The organism is Rothia sp. HMSC071F11 (assembly GCF_001809115.1).
Lineage (GTDB): Bacteria > Actinomycetota > Actinomycetes > Actinomycetales > Micrococcaceae > Rothia > Rothia dentocariosa.
Genome location: NZ_KV795771.1, coordinates 124,165 through 143,585, shown reverse-complemented (window position 1 = coordinate 143,585; position 19,421 = coordinate 124,165). Strand labels below are relative to the sequence as shown.

Below are 19,421 nucleotides of genomic sequence, written 5' to 3'. Positions count from 1 at the left end.
CTTAAGCCGCTCCCGCATGAAGAAAATGCTCCCGCTTTACGGGCGAGTGTATTACTGCCAGCACCCATTCTTCGTGTGAGGGATGCGTTTCTGTATCTTCTATAACAGATAGCTGTTACTATTAAGGCATCTGCTATAGAAAGGATGATCTTATGAAAGCCCTCAATATCACGCAGTACACCGGCATCGACGGGTTACAGTACCAGGACGTGCCCGAACCCACCCCAGGCCCCGGGCAGGTTACCATTCGCGCAGAATACGCGGGAGTCGGGTATGTTGATGCGCTTCTCGCCGAAGGCATGGCAGAGCTTCCGCTTCCCTGGGCGCCGGGTATCGAAGCCGCGGGGCGCATCCATGCCCTCGGTGAAGGAGTAACCGGTCTGCGCGTGGGAGATAAGGTCGCGGCTCCGCTGACCCTGCTAGGTTCAGGAGGCGGCTTCGGCCAAATCTGCCTGGCGCAGGCAAACCTTGTGGCACCCCTGCCTGCGGGTATGAACCCGGCGTTGGCGGCGGTCGTTCCTGCTAATACTCCTACAGCCCTTGCGGCACTCGAACGCACGGCGCGTCTGCAGCCTGGCGAACACGTGTTGGTGCAGGCCGCTATGGGTGGTTTGGGCACGCAATTCGGGCAGGTCGCCAAGCTTATGGGCGCCGGAAAGGTGGTCGGCATTGTCAGTACCGAAGAAAAACGCCGACTCGCCCTCGACTTCGGCTACGACGAGGTGTGGCTGCGCGATGAACTTGCGGATAAGAGCGGGCGGCAATTCGACGTGATTATCGACCCGGTTTCTGGACGCGACCGCCCCGAACTCCTTAAACTTCTGCGTTTCGAGGGGCGACTGATCGTGGTGGGCAACGCCGCTCAAGACGGGGATCAGACGGTGGGCACCAATACCTTCTGGTTCGACGGTATCAGCATGATGGGCTTCAATATCGGGCTGCTCTCCAATGCCTACCCCGATATTTTTACTGCCTATCTGCGCCGTGCTTTGGCGTTGGTTGCATCCGGCGAGGTGACGGTGCCTATTCAGGAGGAAGTCGATATTCGTGACGGTGCCCAGGCTTTAGAGCGGCTTCGTGCCGGTAAAACCATCGGAAAGTTCGTCTTCAAGCACGAACCATACGGGGAATAAGCCCAAACGGGACGATAGATAAAAATTCCGGGGGCGATGGTTAAGGCTTTGAAGGATACACTCCCAAGGCAAACCATCGCTCCCGGAACTGTGTTCATGCCACGCGCTCGGAATAAAGCCCTCAATGCATGCAGCTTTCTGGCTAAAAACACGACAGGCACCGGAATGTATGCAAATGCCACGAATACGGGTTTAATGCCTCAAAAACAACGCGAAAAGCCTCAAATATTGCTCAGAGCGGAAGCATATGTGATTTATCTCCGCAATAAAAATATTTTCCTGCCGGATTTCCCTAAAATGGAAGCCTGCACCGGTGTACAGGGTATAAGCTAGGAAGAGATTACACACAACGCCGTATAAAACACAGACAGAACGTCACAGAGAAGTGATACAAACTTCGGAGGCATACCTTGTCAGTGAATGACAACGCTATGAAACGCTGGTCTGGCGATGATGCGTGGATTGAACAGTATTACCAGAACAGCCCCGTTGAAGACCGAGAAGTCTTCTCAACGGAAGAACTAGAAGAGTTAGCGCGAGCGCACCGTGCGCTCGCTGAGACGCGAGAACCCAATACCCCTGCGGTCACCGTGCATAACGACGAATACTCCACCACGCTGCTCGTCGTCACCGACGATATGGGGTACCTCGTCAGTTCCCTCACCGCCGAAATCGCCTCAGACTTCGGCGGCGTCTACTCGCTCTTCCACCCCATCTTCATCGTGGATCGCGACCCCAACGGAAAACTTCTCTCGGCACGCGGCGCCGGTCGCGCCAGTAACCTCGCCAGCGGCGATACCGCAACCTACGGGCTGCCCGTGCTCTCAGCGAAGGACGGCAAGCTCACGGCGCATCCCATGATCGAGTCTTGGATCGCGATTCGCCTCACCCGCAAGCTCAACGACGAAGACAGCGAACGTCTGCGCGCTACCGCCCTGAAAATCCTCGACGATATTAAAGCCTGCGAAACCGATGCCGAAGCCATGGCCGAGCGCGTGAATACCATCGCCGAATCCCTGGATGCGCTGCGCGGCATAACCCTCGGCGAAGGCGAAGAATCTTTCACCGCGCATCCCGGCGGTAACGAACCTTCCTCACGCATCGAAATCGCACAGGACTTTTTGCGCTGGCTCGCCCGCGGTAACTTCCTCTTCATGGGTATCAAAGAGCGCCTGCTCGATGGCTCTTCAGGGGTTCTCGAACTGGCAGACCGCCCTCACTCTGCGTTGGGTATCCTGCGGTCCACCGAAGGGCAGCACCGCATCCGGCTGGAAAACGACACCCTCGCTCGCGCGCTCAGGCCGCGCCCACTCTACATTACGAAGGCGAACACCCGCTCCACCATTCAGAGCACCGACTACCTCGACTACATTGGGGTGCGCCGCTTCAACGCGAGCGGGCGCGTGGTTGGCGAATACGTGATTCTGGGGCTGTTCACCCGCCAGGCATACTCTCTGCCAGCCATAGAAACCCCGCTCATTCGCGAACGCATCGCCATGGTGCGCCGTCGCCTAGGATTCCACCCCGGCTCTTACTCCGATAAGATGCTCATCGGCTTCATCGAAGACTACCCGCGCCTTGAACTCATGCACGCCACGGTGAATACACTCACCGAAACTTTCCGCGGCATCATGGGCCTGGAGGAACGGCGCAAGACCCGTCTCTTCCTGCGCCCCGACCAGTTCGCACGGTTTATCTCCGCGGTGGTGTACCTGCCGCGCGATCGGTACAACACCTCTGTGCGCACCCGCATCCAGCAGGTATTCCGCGAAGAATTTGATTTAACCGCCATCGACTACCAGATTTACCTCTCGGCATCGTCGCTGGCGCGTGTGTTTTTCCGCATCCGGCTCGCCGACCCGAACGTCGTGCCGGATGTTGATGTAAGCGCCCTTGAGAAGCGCCTGCAAGCCGCTACCCGCTCCTGGGGAGAGGCTACCGCCGCCGCGCTTGAGGGCTGGAAACCCGGTGCAGAAGGACGCCGGCTCGCCTCCGCCTGGGCGGAAGCCGCGCCAGCAACCTACCGCGCCGACTACGAAGTAGAAAACGCGATCGAGGATATTGTGATTTTTGAATCTCTCTCGGGCGATACCCAGAGGCCCGCCGCTATCAAAGTCGAGACCGGCGACTTAGCTACCACCCGTCTGAAGACCTACCTGTCAGCACCGCATACCCTCACCGAACTGCTCCCGGTGATGCAGAATATGGGACTGGTCGTCGTTGACCAAAGGCCCTACGAGTTCGCGCCCGAAGATGGGCAGGACTACGGATACCTGTACGACTTTGGTGTGCAGTTCCCCGAAGGTGTAGACCCGCACGCTGTCGCAACGCTCTACGAGGATGCGCTCAACGCCTACCTGCTGGGAGAGCGCGACTCCGACACCCTGGACCGGCTTATTCTGGCCCACGGGCTCACCTGGAAAGAAGTTCGCTTATTCCGCGCCTTCAACCACTACCTGATTCAGCTGGGCCTGGGCTACACGCCGTCGTTCATGTCAAATACATTGATGGCGTACCCGCAGATCGCAAAGCTCTACGTCCAGTTCTTCCACACCAGCTTCGACCCGAACAATGGGCTCACCGATGAGCAGCGCGAAGCTCAACGCGAAGAAATTCTGGAGCAGATTCGCGAAGAACTCAACAAGATTCCAACCCTGGATGCCGACCGCTACCTGCGCTCGCTCCTGAAAATTCTCAAGGCTATTCTGCGCACCAACGCATACTTGGGTCGAGAAGCGCTTGCGTTCAAAATTGCGCCCGAGCAGATCGATTTTGCGCCTCTGCCGCACCCCAAGTTCGAGATTTTCGTGTACTCCCCGCGCGTGGAAGGCGTGCACCTGCGCTTCGGCAATGTGGCACGTGGCGGTCTGCGCTGGTCCGACCGCCGCGACGACTTCCGCACCGAGGTGTTGGGCCTGGTCAAGGCGCAGATGGTCAAGAACGCCGTTATTATTCCAACCGGCGCCAAGGGTGGTTTCTACCCCAAGCAGCTGCCCGATCCCGCTGTGGACCGTGACGCCTGGATTACCGAGGGCCGCGAATCCTACAAGGTCTTTATCCGCTCCCTGCTGGATGTGACCGATAACCTCTCCGTTGCTACCGACGGCACCGAGACTGTAGTACGCCCCGAGGGCGTGATCGCCCGCGACGGTGACGACTACTACCTGGTGGTTGCTGCCGATAAGGGGACCGCCGCATTCTCGGATACCGCAAACGCGATCAGCGCCGAGTATGGGTTCTGGCTGGGCGATGCGTTCGCATCCGGCGGCTCGGTTGGCTACGACCACAAGGCGATGGGCATTACCGCCCGCGGCGCCTGGGAATCCGTCAAACGTCACTTTGCCGAGCTCGGCCACGACTGCCAGAGCGAAGAATTCACCGCTGTGGGCATTGGCGATATGTCCGGCGATGTCTTCGGCAACGGCCTGATGCGCTCCGAGAAAACCCGCCTGGTCGCCGCCTTTGACCATCGCGATATTTTCCTGGATCCGAACCCGGACCCCGCCGTCTCTTTCGAGGAGCGCGTGCGCCTGTACAAGCTGCCGCGTTCTTCGTGGCAAGATTACAACCGTGAGCTGATTTCTGAGGGCGGCGGCGTGTATTCGCGCGGTTTGAAGTCCATCGCGATTACCCCGCAGGTGCGCGAGGTGCTGGGTCTTGAGGACGATGTTACCGAGCTGGCACCCTCCGAGCTGCTTTCTGCGATCCTGAGGGCTCCGGTTGATCTGCTCTACAACGGCGGTATCGGCACCTACGTGAAGGCATCCACCGAAACGAACGCGCAGGTGGGCGATAAGGCAAACGACGCCCTGCGCGTGAACGGCAACGAGCTGCGCGCCAAGATCGTGGGCGAGGGTGGCAACCTTGGCTTCACCCAGCTGGGCCGCGTGGAGGCTGCACGCAACGGAGTCATCATCAATACCGACGCCATCGACAACTCCGCAGGTGTGGAAACCAGTGACCGCGAGGTGAACATCAAGATTCTGGTGGATCGTCTGGTGGCACGCGGTGAGCTTGCCCCGGATGAGCGCGCATCGTTCATCGAATCCCTGCGGGACGAAGTCGGCGCCAAGGTGCTTGAAACCAACGTTGAGCAGAACGTTCTGCTGCAGGGCGAATTCAACTACGGCACGTTGGGCATTGACGTCTATAAGCGCCTGATGCGTGACCTCGAAAAGCACGCCGGTCTGAACCGTACCGTCGAGTTCCTGCCCACGGATAAGGAACTGCAGGCACGGTTTGACACCACCGGCGAGATGCTGACCCGCCCCGAGCTTTCCGTGCTGGCCGCCTACGTGAAGATTTACCTTACACACGCCCTGGAAGAGACCGACTTCGCGGACGACCCCTATTTGGAGGGCCTGCTGCGCGAATACTTCCCGGCGCCTCTGGTGGAGCGTTTCGGCGAGTACCTGGATTCGCATCCGCTGCGCAAAGAGATTATCTGCACCCGCGTTGCCAACGAGATGGTAAACCTGGGCGGTATTACCTTCGCTTACCGCGCGGTCGAAGAAACCAGCGTTGGAGTGGATGCGGTCGCCCGCGCCTTCATCATCGCCCGCGAGCTCTTCGAGCTGGGTAAAGCCGCGAAACTGCACCGCGAATTGCCCGCACATACTTCCCTGGATGCGTGGAACACCGTGCTGCATGATGATCAGCGCGTTCTTGACCGTGTGGTGCGTTGGTTTATCGCCGAGCGCGGTGTGGTTGCGGGCAATCCGATCAGCTCCCTGCTGGAACGCTTTGGCGATGTGGTGGAGCTTCGCAACAACCTGCCCGCGTACCTCTCGGATGTTTCCCGTGCACGAGTTCGCTCCAAGCGCGATGCCGGCGAGGCTTGGGGTCTTCCCGAAGAACTCATTGTTATCTGGATTCGCGGCTTCGAGGGTTACGCTCTCTTGGATGTTATTCGCTCTGCCCGCGATAACGACTTCAAGGCGGTTGAGCTGGCACCGATTTACTTCGCAACCTACGACCGCTTCAAGGTTGATGAGCTGCTTGGCCTCATTAGCGAGCTGCCCCGTAACGACCGCTGGGAGACCCTCTCTCGTCAGGCCCTGCGCGGCAGCCTCTATGAGACCGCCGCAGAGCTTGCAACATCGGTGGCTGAGGAAGACGCAGGCAGCGCGCCGAGCAACCCCGAGGGTGCTCTGCAGGCGCTGGGTTCCTGGATTGAGAACCACCCGACCCGTGTGGGCAATATTGACCGCATCTTTGATGAGGTCCGCAATGCCGAGCCCGACAGTGCATCGCACCCGCGCCTTGCCGTGATTTCGGTGGCGCTGCGTACCCTGTCGAGCGCATCCTAAAGCTCTTCTTAAGATATAACAAAAGCTGTTCCCTCTCCGCCCGCGTGTGGGTGGGGAGGGAACGGCTTTTTGTCGTCGTGTCGCGGTGTGATGCTGATTAAGATGAAGAATATTTTTTAGCCGATATTCCGCTATTTATCAGGGATTTTTAAGTATTTCAGCGCATGGCGCGTGAGATATTTTTGTGCACATCTGACGGTAAACCCCGCAAACTTGGTTCGGTACCGCTATACTCAAGTAGTAGTGAAACCTTGTGATGCATGTATGCGGCTTGCCCTGCCTTAAAAAAGCGGGGAGTATGTGGCATAAATCCCAGTTGTGGGCTGCGTGTCAAAAATAGTTTACACGTATACAATACAAGGGGTTGAAATCCCGAAAACCGATCACCTAGTCGTTCAGCGCAGTTTTCCCTGCGCGTAGCCCATCCCTGCCCTTAAACCACAGGTACAGGGGCAATATACATATAGGCATTAGGTGAGAATAGCGCTGAAAGAAGTTCCCGTCTTGTCTTCCCACCATGCAGACATCCCGAAAAACCGCTGGAGTTGGAGACTCCTCTACAATTTTCTTCTCTATGTATCTCCCGTTGCACTCCTAACAGTCGCATTCCCGTTCGTAACCCCCATTCTCAGCAGGAACTATGTGGGGTCGGTGCCGCTCATCCAGATTATTCTGGCGGCGTCCATCGTGGTTCCCTGGCTAAGCCAGGCGGTATGCATGCCTATTTACCGCGCCCTCGAATCCGAACACCTGAAAGTTGAGGATGCGCGCCGCGAGGTTCAGGAAGAAGCGGCGATTCTCAAACGGGATCACAAATCCAAAGAGGCGCAAGAACTTCTTGCTACTCTCGATACCGACCCGAAATATCAGCATATTAGCGAGCTGAGGGCATTTAGCCGCCACTGGGGCTACCTCTATCTGGTGGGCCTGCCCATCGCGTTCCTTTTCGCCATTCCCGTGGTGCTCGTACTGCACTGGGATATGGTGGCGCTGGTATCCTTCCTCTTTTTGAGTATGCTGAACGTTGCGTATGCGCAGCTGCTTATTGTGCCGAACGTGGCAAAAAACCGTCCGCTGTGGTTCTTCGCATGGGTGGGCTACACGATTGTTCTGCTGACTTTGCCGACCGTGTGGTTCCTGCCTCCGCTGGTGGGGTCGGCCATTCTGTTCAGCGGTATTGGGCGTGAACTTAAGCAGCTGTTCCACTTCAGCCGCCTTCCCCTAGGCGCCGCCTACCGCGACGTCATTCGCGGCCTGCTGACCGGTTCTATCCTCTGGGCTGATAAATACGTGCTCTTCTTGGTGACGAACGGCAAGATCGACGTTATCGCCATCTACATGAGCCTGGTTCCCTGCGTGATCGCCTACAACTACTTCTTCGTGGTTGAATCTAACCGCGTGAACGGCTCTATTCAGCGTCTGTGGACCCTCTTCAATAAACTTCCCTTCAATGAAATTGAGCCGGAGGCGCACGCTGTAGTGCGTATTTCTCACGCCTCCGTGCGCAATACGTTGATTGTCTCAGTTATCTGCTCGGTCATTACGGGCATTCTGATGTATATTTTCGTACCGAACACCTTCCCGCTCGCCTATGCGGGGCTGACGGTGGCATGGTTGTTCCTGGCGATGGCGCTCTTCATCTATCAGCTGGAATACATGACTATGTTTAAGACTGTGCACATTATCGGTGCGGTACACCTGCTGATCGTCACTGTCGCCTTTTCAATCATCCCGAACGATGGCGGTTATCTGCCCATCATTATCGGCGAAGCAATTCTCGCCCTCGTCACGTGGATACTCTACCGTCGTGCCTGGGCTAATCCCGAATACTCACTCTTCTGGCGTCGTGCCCTAGCCTGGTAGATGAGAGGTCATATACATTGATAAACACCGCAATGCGTAACCACTATGCCCCGCTGCAATTGCCCGCGCCGGGACCCCGAACACCCGACCCTGATTATCCTGAGGTCGATGTTGCGCTGGTGATGGAATCGACCTACCCCTACCTTAAGGGCGGGGTTTCCGCAGTGGTTCACGATATTATCGTGGAAAACCCGAGCATCAGCTTCGGAATTATTCATATTTCCTGGGATAGTAAACAGGAACTTAAAGACCTGTACGGTATGCCCGAAAACGTCAAATGGGTGAAGGTGATCTACCTGAGCCTAGAGGAGCATAAGGAAGAATTCGCCCAAGAATGTAATCCGAAAAACCTCAAGATGAATCGTCGCCAACGCAAGAAACTGGTGGCGAGACTTATGAGCGCTTTCGATGCTCTTATTCACGGCGATGTAAACCCGCTCTGGTCGTTCTATGATGAAGGAATTAACCCCCGCACCCGCACCTACTCACTCTTCGCCCTCACCGGCACCCGCGAGTTTATGGAGGCAGTCGGTAACTGGGGCTTCCTCGCACAGGTTCCGTTCGGCGAACTCTTCTGGGAGATCCGTAACTTCGTCTCTATCGTGTACGCCCTGCTGCATGAGCGCCTGCCCTATGCCCGTGTGTACCACGCTCACACCACCGGCTACGCCTCACTTTTGGGCGCTGCGGGCGCGCGCGATTACGGCACCAGCTTCCTGCTGACCGAACACAACCTGTATGTGCGCGATACCATCAATACCAAGCTGGAACGCAATATGGCCAAGCCCGTCACCACGGATTACGCCTTCCTGAAGGAGCCGCGCGATAAACCCGAGCTGGGTCCCGTCACGCTCGAAGAGACCGCGTGGTGCGTCTGGTTCCTGGAAATGGGACGTTTCTGCTACCCCAGCGCCGATATGGTGACCTATCTGTACCCCAAGGCGATTGAAGAGGCGCGCGGTATTGGTGCGCCCATCGACCAATACAACGAAGGTGAAGAAGACCGCGCGGTCGTGCTGCCGAACGGTATGCTCATCGAGAGCGTGTATCCGGCGTATGTGGGGCGTCAGACTGCTCGGGCGCGCATCCTGGCGGAGGGGCGCGGGCATATGTGGCGTTTCGTGTTTATTGCGCGTGTGGTGCCCATTAAGGGGCTCACAGACCTCGTGAAGTCGCTTGCGCTGCTGCGTGATGCCGGGCTCGACAACTTCCATCTGGATGTGCTCGGGCCGAAGAACCACATGCCCGAATACTATGAGTTGTGCGTGCGCACGATTGAAGAGCTCAATATGGGCGACTTCATTACCTTCCACGGCACCGTGAAGGTGCGCGAAATGCTGGACCGCTTCGATGTTCTGCTTATGCCCAGCTATAACGAAGGTCAGCCTATTGTGGCGCTGGAAGCGATGGCGGCATCCATTCCGCTGGTGAGCACCGATGTGGGCGGTATGTCGCAGCTGATCGATGATGTGCTGGTCACCTCGGATGGCAGTGAGATAGGTAACTGCGGTATTCTAACCATTCCGGGCGATGTTGAAGGCTTCACGCAGGCGCTTCGCACCATGATGGAGGAACCCAGTATCTACGAGCGGTACTGTGTTAACGCTTACAACCGAGTTGTAAAGTTCTTCCAACTTCGCCTGGTTATGGACCGTTATGACCAGATATACCGTAAGCTAGGTAAAATACCTCAGCGAGTTACGGAGCAGATTGAAGAATGAGCGATAATTCTCTACGAGCCGGCACTCCGGGAAAATTTGGTGCCTGGATTCGATACGGCGGCGACCCTATATCGGAAGAGCAGCTGGCCTTTGCGGCGCAGAACTATGCGGTAGCTATTCTGCAGCCCTGGGAGCTGGATGCGGCACGCTACCTCAAAGAGCAGTCACCTAATATGGTGGTGCTCGCCTATAAGTGCCTTTCTTCCAGTCGCGCCTATGAACCCGGCCCCATTTACTCTTCGGGTGTCTCTTATAAATATGCGCAAGATCTTCTGAACACAACCGGTAAGGATTTATTCGCCCGCCGTCTAGACGGCTCTCTGATCGAGTGGTCGGGGTACTGGCAGCACTACCAGATGGCGGTGTGGAGTGCAGACTACCGCTGGCAGTGGGTGCACTCCGTGGTGGAAGAACTGCGTAACTCGCCCTTTGACGGCGTGATGGCTGATAACGACGTAGAGAATGATTATTACGGACTGAACCTGCCGATTCAGGGCGTTGAAAGCATCACCACGATTCGGCAGCATCTCGATTTCTTGATCTCCTTCGCCGGTATTGAGCTGAATAAAATCGGCAAAATCCTGGTGCCTAATATTGCCGAATCGCGCCTGCGCTGGGGCAAATGGGAGAGCCACAGTGCCTACGGCGGCGGATTTGAGGAAGTGTGGCTCGGCTGGGGCGCACAAGAATTCCTCAGCGGTGCCTACGCCACCATGCAGGGAAACCATATTGGGCGCGGTGCCGAAGGTCTGGTAACGCTGAATGCGGTGCAGGACCGCTCGGGCGATGCCTACGGCGCTGTGAATACCCAGCAGTCCCTTCCTAAGGTCACGATTTTGCGCACCCCGCACGGGTACTCGACGTCGCCGATTAGCGGCACGGATGAGAATCTGTTGTATGGTCTGGCTGGGTTCTGGGTTTTTGGAGGCGGTCGCTTCACCGGCATCAACGCAACTCAGCACGATGCCTATGATGGTACTCCGAACGCGCCCGAGCTGTCCTTTGACTTGGGGGCTGCATCCGGTGAGATTGAGGCTCAGGACAGTGTGCAGACCCGTGCTTTCACGCACGGCTGGGCGGCTCTGAATACGAGCGACCGCACCACGATGGTGCGCGTGCCGCAGGATCAGGGGCTCGTAGATGCGCAAAACAACGCGGCACCCGCCACCCTCACTCTAGAAGGCCACCGCGGGGTTATTTACCGTAAGCGGTAATTTTAAGGTCTCTTGCTATAGCGTATATACGGCGGTATTCTGTACCCTGCTCGGGGTGGGAATACCGCCTATCTGTTACGGGTAGTGGCAACAGACCGAAATGAAGTCCGTTGCATGTCAAGAAACGGGCTGATTCACAGCGCAGCAGCCCTGTACTGTGGAACAAGCGGTTGGAATACGACCAACCATTCTCGTGGTGCTGAGTTTAAGGAGTGAATTACAGTGAATATTCTTTTGATCGATGGCGGTAAAGCATTCGGCCACTCGGCGGGTCGCCTGAACCATACCCTGCATCAAACCGCCCGTGATACGTTATCGGCGCTCGGTCATCATGTGCGAGAAACTGTGATTGACGACGGGTACGATATTCACCAGGAAGTAGAAAAATTCCAGTGGATGGATGCGGTCATCTGGCAGATGCCCGGTTGGTGGATGCATGAGCCGTGGACCGTGAAAAAATATATGGACGAGGTGTTTACCACCGGCGCGGGCACCCTGTACGCTAATGATGGCCGCAGCAGCGCCAACCCCACTGAAGGATACGGTACGGGCGGTCTTCTTCAGGGGCGGCGGCATATGCTGTCGCTGACGTGGAACGCACCTCGCGAAGCTTTTACCCGGGAGGGTGACTTCTTCGAGGGAGTCGGGGTAGATGCCCTCTACATGCATTTTCATAAAGCCAATGAGTTCTTGGGAACTACCCAATTACCCACCTTTATTTGCAATGATGTGATTAAAAATCCGCAGGTCGAACAGTATCTCGCCGACTATACTGCCCACCTCAACGAGGTCTTCGGTCGGGCGTAAGGGCTTAAACCTGCATGCCCTCATAAGCATGTCTGAGCAGACGGCCTCACGTGAAAGCTGACCGCAGAGAATCGGATGCAGATTTCTTCATTGCATCATGTCATCACCAGAAAGGTAGTTAAGATTATGGCTGCTGAAAACAATGAACGTTATCTGCGGGGGAAAGAGGTACTTGCCCGGGTAGAGCAGAACCCTCATGGATCTATTCTTGATAGCTTAGCTTCTTTTTCGCCTGATTTAGAACGGTTCGTCGTGGAGTTTGGGTATGCAGATGTTTTTGATCGGGAAGGGTTATCCGATCAGTCTCGTCAGCTCATTACCATATCTGCTTTGGCCGCACTTGGGAATGCAGCTCCGCAGCTGGAATTCCACATTAATGGTGCCCTCAATGTGGGCTGTTCTCCTGAACAGATTATCGAGACTTTTATCCATGTGACCATATACGCCGGTTTCCCCGCTGCATTAAATGCTGTCTCTGTTGCCCGTAAGGTTTTCACCGAACGCGGTATTGACGTGAACTTAGATACGCATAGTACCGAGCCCGCCAAGCGTTTCGAGGTAGGTTCTTCATTTCTTGAGCGTGTAGATGGAGCTGGCGGCGAGGCTGTGGTTGAATCGCTTCAAGACATTGCACCAGATTTAGGTCGCTACATTGTCGAGTACTCATTTGGCGATGTTTATTCTCGGCCCGGGCTGAGCCTGTGGGAGCGTGAACTGGTCTCTGTATCTGCGTGCAGCGCTTTAGGAACGTGCGTGCCTCAGCTGCATGTTCATATCAACGGCTTCTTGAACGTAGGCGGCACTCAAGACGAACTTGTGGAGCTGATGATCCAGATAGCGGTCTATGCAGGATTCCCCGCTGCCCTAAATGCTATCGCCAGTTTGCGGCAAGTATTAGCGGAGAATAATGCATAATTACGATGCGCGCGAAGTGGTGAAACCAAGGTTTTAAAGGTGGCTCTGTTCGCAGGGCGGCGCATAAAAATATACGGATGGTTCTCTGATATATTTTCAGGGAACCACCCGTATATTCTTATCAAGTTATATAGCTGTTCGGCTATATATACTAATCAAACCCTATTTTGTGGGGTATGACGGTGCCTCTTCGCCAGCCATACGTTCGAGCACGCGCACCACCTGGCAGGAGTAACCGAACTCATTGTCGTACCAGACGTACAGGATTGCCGAGTCATCGCTGACGACGGTGGTAAGCGCATCCACCACACCCGCGTTACGGGAACCCACAAAGTCGGTGGATACGGCCTCATGCGAATCGGAGTAACCAATCTGGCGGCGAAGTTCACCGTTGAGGGCAACCTGGCGGAAGACCTCGTTCAGTTCATCTTTAGAACCGGCGGGCTTAGCCAGCTTCACGTTCAGAATAGCCATCGAAACGTCCGGGGTTGGAACGCGAATAGCGTTACCGGTGAGCTTGCCCTCCAACTGGGGGAGTGCCTTAGAAACGGCACGCGCCGCACCGGTTTCGGTAATCACCATGTTCAGCACCGCTGAACGGCCGCGGCGATCACCCTTGTGGAAGTTATCGATCAGGTTCTGATCATTCGTGAAAGCGTGCACGGTCTCCACGTGACCGTGTTCCACACCGTATACGTCATCAAGAACCTTCAGCGCGGGGGTAATCGCGTTGGTCGTGCAGGATGCCGCCGAAAGAATCTTATCGTCGTCGGTAATGATGCTATCGTTTACGCCGAAGACAATATTCTTCATATCGCCCTTACCGGGAGCGGTCAGCAGAACGCGGGAAATACCGGGGCGCTCAAGGTGCTGGGTCAGCCCCGGAACATCACGCCAGCGGCCGGTGTTATCGACCAGAAGCGCATCCTCAATACCGTACTCGGTGTAATCCACACTGGTCGGATCTGACGAGTAGATGAAACGTACCGGCAGACCGTTAGCAATAATGGTGTTGTTCTCAGCATCTACCTTAATAGTGCCCTTGAACGGGCCGTGCACCGAATCGCGTGCCAGCAAAGAAGCGCGCTTCTCAAGGTCGTTTTCGGTGTTCTTGCGCACCACCACTGCACGCAGGCGCAGGTTTGCCCCCAGCGATGAGGAACGCTCCAGCAGAATACGTGCCAACAGACGGCCAATGCGCCCGAAACCGTAGAGCACCACATCCTGCTGCTTAACAGTCTCGCCCTTCTTACCAACCGATGCACCAACCTGCTCGGGCAGCCACATGGAAAAGTCGGGGGAACCCGCATCAACATGCTGGCGATGCAGCGCCGCAATGTTGATCGAGCAGGGACCAAGGTTAAGGTCAAAAAGTGCCTGAACCAGCTCTAGCGTATGCTCGGGGTTCAGCGGGGTTCCATCAACCTTCGCGGCACCATCATGCAGGCGCAACAGCTGAATAACAGACTTATTAACCAGGCTGCGACCGTGAATATTAAGAACTACACCGTTCTCGCGGTTTAGCTTACCGATGAGGGGAATCATCTCCTCAGCCTGGGTTTCGCGGGCAATCCACTGCTCGTGAGTGTTTTCGGGAGTCGTCACTCTTGACCTTCTTCCTCAATGGACGTCTTCGTCGGAATTTTTTGTTCGTGCCGATGCGCATGCCCAATTCATCGGGCCGCACGCAACTGACTCTGCTTTAAGTCTAACCGCTGCGGCGAACGGTTTTATTCCCTCACGCCGTCGAATCTGTGAAATCTAGCACGCTTTGCACGATGCGCTACGCTCGAAGCCAATAAAGCCCACACAAGCCCTCACACAAGAAGCGAAAACAACGGGAATAACACACAGAAACACACTCCACCGCGCGGCAACCTTGAGTAGAATTGAGACATGTTAACTGTCATCGGTGAAGCACTCGTAGACGTCGTCCACAGCAACGACGCCCCCATGCACGCCTACCCCGGCGGATCTCCCCTCAACGTCGCCGTCGGCGCCGCACGGCTAGGGCACAAGACCCGGTTTATCGGCCACTACGGAACCGACGAACACGGCGCCAGCATTGCCGCGCACCTGAGCGCATCCAAAGTGCAGGTACCCTTCGAGCCGCGCGCCGCACGAACCTCAACCGCGCAGGCGTATATCGGGGAAGACGGCGCGGCACGCTACGAATTCGATATCGACTGGAGCCTCGATAGCTACGCCGACGATATTCTGGCCTTAGCCCCCAGCTGCGAAGCGCTGCACACTGGCTCTATCGGGGCGATGCTCGAACCGGGCGCCCACGTGGTCGCTCAAGCGCTCACGGCGGCACGCGAAAGCGCACTCATCAGCTACGACCCAAACTGCCGCCCCACCATTATTAGCGACCGTGCCCTCGCCCGCGGCTGGGCAGAAAAATTTGCTGCGCTCGCCTCAGTGGTGAAGGCAAGCGACGAAGATCTGACATGGCTATATCCTGACCGTTCCCTTGCAGAAACCGCGCATGCCTGGCTCGACCTCGGCGTAGAACTGATGGTGATAACCCGCGGTGAAGGTGGGCCGATCGCCTATACCCGTGCATACCCCAACGGGATTGAAGAACCGGCCTATCGCGTGGAGGTTGCAGATACTGTAGGAGCGGGCGATTCGCTCATGGCGGCGCTGATCGCTGCACTCCTCGACAGAGGCATTAGCGGTGCTCAAGCACGCACCAAACTTGCCGCACTCACCCGCGAAGATATTCAAAATCTGCTACGATTCTCCGCAACGGCGGCGGGAATTACCGTCTCGCGTTCCGGAGCGAACCCGCCCACCCGCGAAGAACTTAACGCCGTACTCAACGGCTAAGTCAGCCACCCGACCTAAACGAGGAGGACTACCGTGACTAACAACCTCGGCACCGCACCCCTGCCGCGTGAACCCTACGCCGGGCTGCCCGACCTGCCGCTCTTCAACCTGACCTCCACCGACATTGAAAACGGCGCCGCCGCGCCCACTGCCATGCTCTCGGCGCTCTTCGGCGTGCCCGGCGGGCAGGATCAGTCTCCGCAGCTGAGCTGGTCGGGATTCCCCGAAGAGACCAAGTCCTTCGTTGTCACTTGCTACGACCCGGATGCGCCCACCCCCAGCGGGTTCTGGCACTGGACCGTATCAAACATCCCCGCATCGGTCACCGCGCTTGAGACCAACGCGGGCGCTATCGTTGGCGGTCAGGGCGGCGCGGCGCTTCCCGCCGGGGCGATAGCGCATCGCAACGACGCCGGAACCCCCGGATTCGTGGGTGCTGTACCCCCAGCAGGGCACGGGCCGCACCGTTACATATTCTGCGTGACTGCCGTGGATGTACCCGAACTTGAGGTAGACGAGAATACCTCACCTGCCGTCGTGAACTTCAACCTCTTCTTCCACGGCATCGCGCGCGCTTTCCTGACTGTTACCTACGCAGAGCCGGCGGCTTAGGCGCTTATTCTCGCATGATTAAGCTCATCGCCAGCGATCTGGATGGCACGCTCATCGGGCCTGATTTTCGTTTTCGCCCCCGCACCCTGCACGCCCTAGAGGCGGCGCGTGCGGCGGGCATCGACATCGTGTTCGTGACCGGGCGCCCGAGCCGTTGGCTTACCCCGCTGCGGGAACAAACCGATTTTGACTCCTACGCCATTTGCTCGAACGGTGCCGTGGTGTATCATCTGGGCGCCAACGAAGTAGAGGCGGTTAACGGCGCCGAACCCGCTGTGATTGAGCGTGCCCACACTCGGCTTGAGCCGATATTCCCCGAGGTCACCTACACCCTCGAAACTGCAGATACCGTCTACATTCAGGGTCCGCACGACGGGGGAGACGTGCTTGAGGGCGCTCGCGTGGTTGAATCCTCTATGGCGGAGGCATTTGTGGCGCTCGGCGATACTCCGATCATTAAATACCTGGTTCGGGTGCCCGGTATGGACCCCGATATTCTGCATGTGCGTGTGGCGCAGACCGTGGGTGAGCTGGTGTCGGTCACGCGCGGGGTTGTGGGCGAGCCGCTGATCGAGATGGGCTCGAAGACCGTGAATAAGGGGCGCACTCTCGCCCAATTTGCCGCAAGGCACGGTATTGAGGCGCACGAGGTGATGGCCTTCGGCGATATGCCTAACGATGCCGAAATGCTGTGCTGGGCGGGTCGCGGGTATGCGATGGCATCCGGCGAGCCTGCGCTGATTAAGAAGGTGGGGCGCACCTGCCCGCCCTTCGGGGAAGACGGCGTGGCGCAGGTGATCGAGGCGATGCTTCAGGGTCGTGGTGAGGCACAGTACCGAGCGATGTAGACTCTGCATGACTGCATGCCGGCGGTCTTGTCCAAATCCTCATCTAAATTTTTGCCTCTCATCTAAAAATTTTTGGATGAGAGGCGTATTTTTGGATGAGGGAGCCGTCGAAAGTACGTACTGGGCATAAAACGGTCGTCTATATAGAAGTAATTCTTTCTATTATCGCTTATACTAGAAATAGTTCTTTCTATATGAGGGTATAAAGATTATGGCGTATATTCCCACCAAGGTGCGCCGAGCCGCGCGGACGATCGGTGAGCAGTTGCGCATCCAACGTAAACTGATGGGTCTGACCGCGCAGATGGTTGCGGAACGTGCCGACATTACGACCGTGACCCTGCGGCGCATTGAGCAGGGCGAATCGGTGCGTACCGACGTACTTTTTCGTGTGCTGCGGGTGCTCGGCATGCTGGATGCGGTCGTCACCGCCACCGACCCGTACCTCACGGATGTCGGCCGCCTGCGTGCCAGCGAAAAACTCCCCAAGTCGGTGCGCATCCCCAAAAGCGAAATGGGCTGGTAACTATGGGTGAAGCAGCTGATTAACTGAATTTATAGTGCTGTTGCGCATTTATCAATGCTCAAGAGCTGACCCGTCGCATTAGCGGTTCTGCTGATTATCTTCCGCGTCAATCCTTTTAAAGAAGGAATAGTAAATAATTTGAACAAAAACGATCAGCATGATGATGAGGATTATTGGAACCGTTATATATTCGATTTTCATGTGCCGATCTAGCACGTCCACGCCGAAGGTGATAATCAGAAAGACCATGAGGTAGTTCGATTTCGTCTTCATCTTTCCCACTCTAACATTGCCGAGTGCAAGAATTCTTGCACCTATAAGCTTTATAAAGCCATATAAAGCTGATAGGGTGGTGTGTACAAGGGAAGGAGTGCATCATGCCTAAGAGTTTAGCGACCGAAGAGTTCATCACAGGTGTTCTGCACGATACTGAGCGGCGCATCCGTGAACAGATTGATCGGGGTGAAATCACTCCCACTGCCGAGTCTATGCAGGAGCTCTCGAACGCGCTCTCGCATACGGTTGAGGTGCGCAAGGGCGCGCGGGGATCTGGGAAGTATATTGGCAAGGTGAAGGATAGCCGCAGCACCCGCGAATACCTTGGCGGCATCAGTCTGCAGGCCCTCAACGATAGGGTGCGCAAGAACAATATTCTGCGCCTCAAAAACAAGGCGGGACGTAACGGATATCCGGTTTTTCAGTTCAAAGACGGGGCAGTGGATCCGCAGGTTCGGCAGGTTATTAAAATATTGTTAGATAGCGGCCTTACCGAGTGGGGTGTAGCTTTTTGGCTTGCTCGTCCGTCGAAATTCTACGATGATCGCCCCGCAGTCGAGTACATGAAGGACTCCGAAGAGAACTTCAAGCTCGTTGTGGCTCATGCTCATGAGGACGCTGCTAACCGGAGGGCAAACTACTAATGACTAAGACGCCTGCTGAACGTCATGATTCCACTTTGCGTCCGCCTCGCCGTCCGCTTGACCCTACTAAAATACCTGCAGTTTCAGTAGGGTATGGATCAGGGTGTCATGAAACAGGTACCTGGTATCGTGCATATCTACGAGATGCACCTGGAGGTCAAAGAGACTGCCGCTATTTTTCCTCCGGCTCCGGAAGGTACGATATATCTTTCCCCGGAGGAACGCTTAACCTGGCTGGCACTGAGGAAGTTGCTATTCGCGAGAAGCTAGGGGCTGAACTCATTAACCGAGATATGGTACCGATGGATGAGTTCGACGGCGTTTATGTGGCTCGTGTTCAGCTCCCACGCGTATTTAAGGTTGCTGATTTTCGTCAAGCATTTGGTGGCTTTGCACCCGGGGATATTTCTTCTGCATTGTTTCACGCTGAGGGCTATTCTGTTACTCAACAGTGGGCAGAAGCGGTTCGGGAAGCAGGGTTAGAGGGGATTATTGCACGTTCGAGGTTCAGCAGTGGAAGTGCTCTATACCTTTTTGGAACTAGCGGCGAAAACCGGGAGTTTGGCAGCATTGGCGGCGAAGAGACAGCACTCAGCGTAGCGCGCGCTATACCCTTCTTCCCTGAGATCGTGAGCGTTGAAGAGGAAGAGTTCGAATTCGAGTAATGAGTACGGGCTGTATCTTCATACTCATATAACATCTAAAAATGCCTTGGCGCACA

16 protein-coding genes are annotated in these 19,421 nt (G+C 56.3%); 14 read left to right on the top strand and 2 right to left on the bottom strand.

Annotated elements, in window-relative coordinates:
* Window positions 1-152: 152 nt before the first annotated feature.
* The 8 genes from HMPREF2554_RS10555 to HMPREF2554_RS10520 all read left to right on the top strand — a co-directional run bounded on the left by HMPREF2554_RS10555 (window position 153) and on the right by HMPREF2554_RS10520 (window position 12,962).
* Window positions 153-1,133: a quinone oxidoreductase family protein gene (locus HMPREF2554_RS10555; RefSeq protein ID WP_070555305.1), complete on the top strand. Its 981-nt coding sequence runs from the start codon at window positions 153-155 to the stop codon at window positions 1,131-1,133.
* A gap of 36 nt (window positions 1,134-1,169) precedes the next feature.
* Complete coding sequence (locus HMPREF2554_RS10550) at window positions 1,170-1,466, top strand: hypothetical protein (RefSeq protein WP_070555302.1); 297 nt, start codon at window positions 1,170-1,172, stop codon at window positions 1,464-1,466.
* 98 nt (window positions 1,467-1,564) lie between these two features.
* Window positions 1,565-6,442, top strand: coding sequence for an NAD-glutamate dehydrogenase (locus HMPREF2554_RS10545; RefSeq protein WP_246826069.1), 4,878 nt, complete (start codon window positions 1,565-1,567; stop codon window positions 6,440-6,442).
* Between the two features lie 504 nt (window positions 6,443-6,946).
* Entirely contained in the window at window positions 6,947-8,305 is a 1,359-nt protein-coding gene (locus HMPREF2554_RS10540; RefSeq protein WP_246826068.1) for a hypothetical protein, read from the top strand.
* A gap of 32 nt (window positions 8,306-8,337) precedes the next feature.
* Entirely contained in the window at window positions 8,338-10,026 is a 1,689-nt protein-coding gene (gene pelF / locus HMPREF2554_RS10535) for a GT4 family glycosyltransferase PelF (RefSeq protein WP_048755385.1), read from the top strand.
* Window positions 10,023-11,240, top strand: a complete 1,218-nt coding sequence (locus tag HMPREF2554_RS10530; protein ID WP_013398084.1) for a putative glycoside hydrolase — start codon at window positions 10,023-10,025, stop codon at window positions 11,238-11,240. The genes pelF and HMPREF2554_RS10530 overlap by 4 nt, the downstream gene beginning before the upstream one ends.
* 222 nt (window positions 11,241-11,462) lie before the next feature.
* Window positions 11,463-12,047 carry an NAD(P)H-dependent oxidoreductase gene (locus HMPREF2554_RS10525; RefSeq protein ID WP_070555292.1) on the top strand — a complete coding sequence of 195 codons (585 nt, stop codon included), beginning with the start codon at window positions 11,463-11,465 and terminating at the stop codon, window positions 12,045-12,047.
* A 126-nt stretch (window positions 12,048-12,173) separates the two neighbouring features.
* Entirely contained in the window at window positions 12,174-12,962 is a 789-nt protein-coding gene (locus HMPREF2554_RS10520; RefSeq protein WP_070555288.1) for a carboxymuconolactone decarboxylase family protein, read from the top strand.
* Window positions 12,963-13,124: 162 nt separating this feature from the next.
* On the opposite strand, the gene HMPREF2554_RS10515 is transcribed toward HMPREF2554_RS10520, so the two are convergent.
* Complete coding sequence (locus HMPREF2554_RS10515) at window positions 13,125-14,567, bottom strand: glyceraldehyde-3-phosphate dehydrogenase (protein WP_070555285.1); 1,443 nt, start codon at window positions 14,565-14,567, stop codon at window positions 13,125-13,127.
* Between the two features lie 291 nt (window positions 14,568-14,858).
* Between HMPREF2554_RS10515 and HMPREF2554_RS10510 the strand changes: the two genes are divergently transcribed.
* The 4 genes from HMPREF2554_RS10510 (at window position 14,859) to HMPREF2554_RS10495 (ending at window position 17,780) form a co-directional block, all read left to right on the top strand.
* Window positions 14,859-15,794 carry a carbohydrate kinase family protein gene (locus tag HMPREF2554_RS10510; RefSeq protein WP_070555282.1) on the top strand — a complete coding sequence of 312 codons (936 nt, stop codon included), beginning with the start codon at window positions 14,859-14,861 and terminating at the stop codon, window positions 15,792-15,794.
* Window positions 15,795-15,827: 33 nt separating this feature from the next.
* Window positions 15,828-16,406, top strand: coding sequence for a YbhB/YbcL family Raf kinase inhibitor-like protein (locus HMPREF2554_RS10505; protein ID WP_083297477.1), 579 nt, complete (start codon window positions 15,828-15,830; stop codon window positions 16,404-16,406).
* A gap of 14 nt (window positions 16,407-16,420) precedes the next feature.
* Window positions 16,421-17,254 (top strand): HAD-IIB family hydrolase, encoded by an 834-nt coding sequence (locus HMPREF2554_RS10500; RefSeq protein ID WP_070555277.1) that lies wholly within the window; start codon window positions 16,421-16,423, stop codon window positions 17,252-17,254.
* Window positions 17,255-17,465: 211 nt separating this feature from the next.
* Entirely contained in the window at window positions 17,466-17,780 is a 315-nt protein-coding gene (locus HMPREF2554_RS10495) for a helix-turn-helix domain-containing protein (RefSeq protein ID WP_004005858.1), read from the top strand.
* Window positions 17,781-17,858: 78 nt separating this feature from the next.
* Here the strand turns inward: HMPREF2554_RS10495 and HMPREF2554_RS10490 are convergent, their stop codons facing one another.
* On the bottom strand, window positions 17,859-18,053 hold the full coding sequence (locus tag HMPREF2554_RS10490) for a hypothetical protein (protein WP_048778058.1): 195 nt from the start codon (window positions 18,051-18,053) through the stop codon (window positions 17,859-17,861).
* A gap of 104 nt (window positions 18,054-18,157) precedes the next feature.
* On the opposite strand from HMPREF2554_RS10490, the gene HMPREF2554_RS10485 reads away from it, so the two are divergent.
* Both HMPREF2554_RS10485 and HMPREF2554_RS10480 read left to right on the top strand, forming a co-directional pair.
* Entirely contained in the window at window positions 18,158-18,700 is a 543-nt protein-coding gene (locus HMPREF2554_RS10485; RefSeq protein ID WP_070555274.1) for an XRE family transcriptional regulator, read from the top strand.
* Window positions 18,700-19,365, top strand: coding sequence for an RES family NAD+ phosphorylase (locus tag HMPREF2554_RS10480; RefSeq protein ID WP_070555271.1), 666 nt, complete (start codon window positions 18,700-18,702; stop codon window positions 19,363-19,365). Before HMPREF2554_RS10485 ends, HMPREF2554_RS10480 begins: the two co-directional genes overlap by 1 nt.
* The last annotated feature ends 56 nt before the right edge of the window (window positions 19,366-19,421 follow it).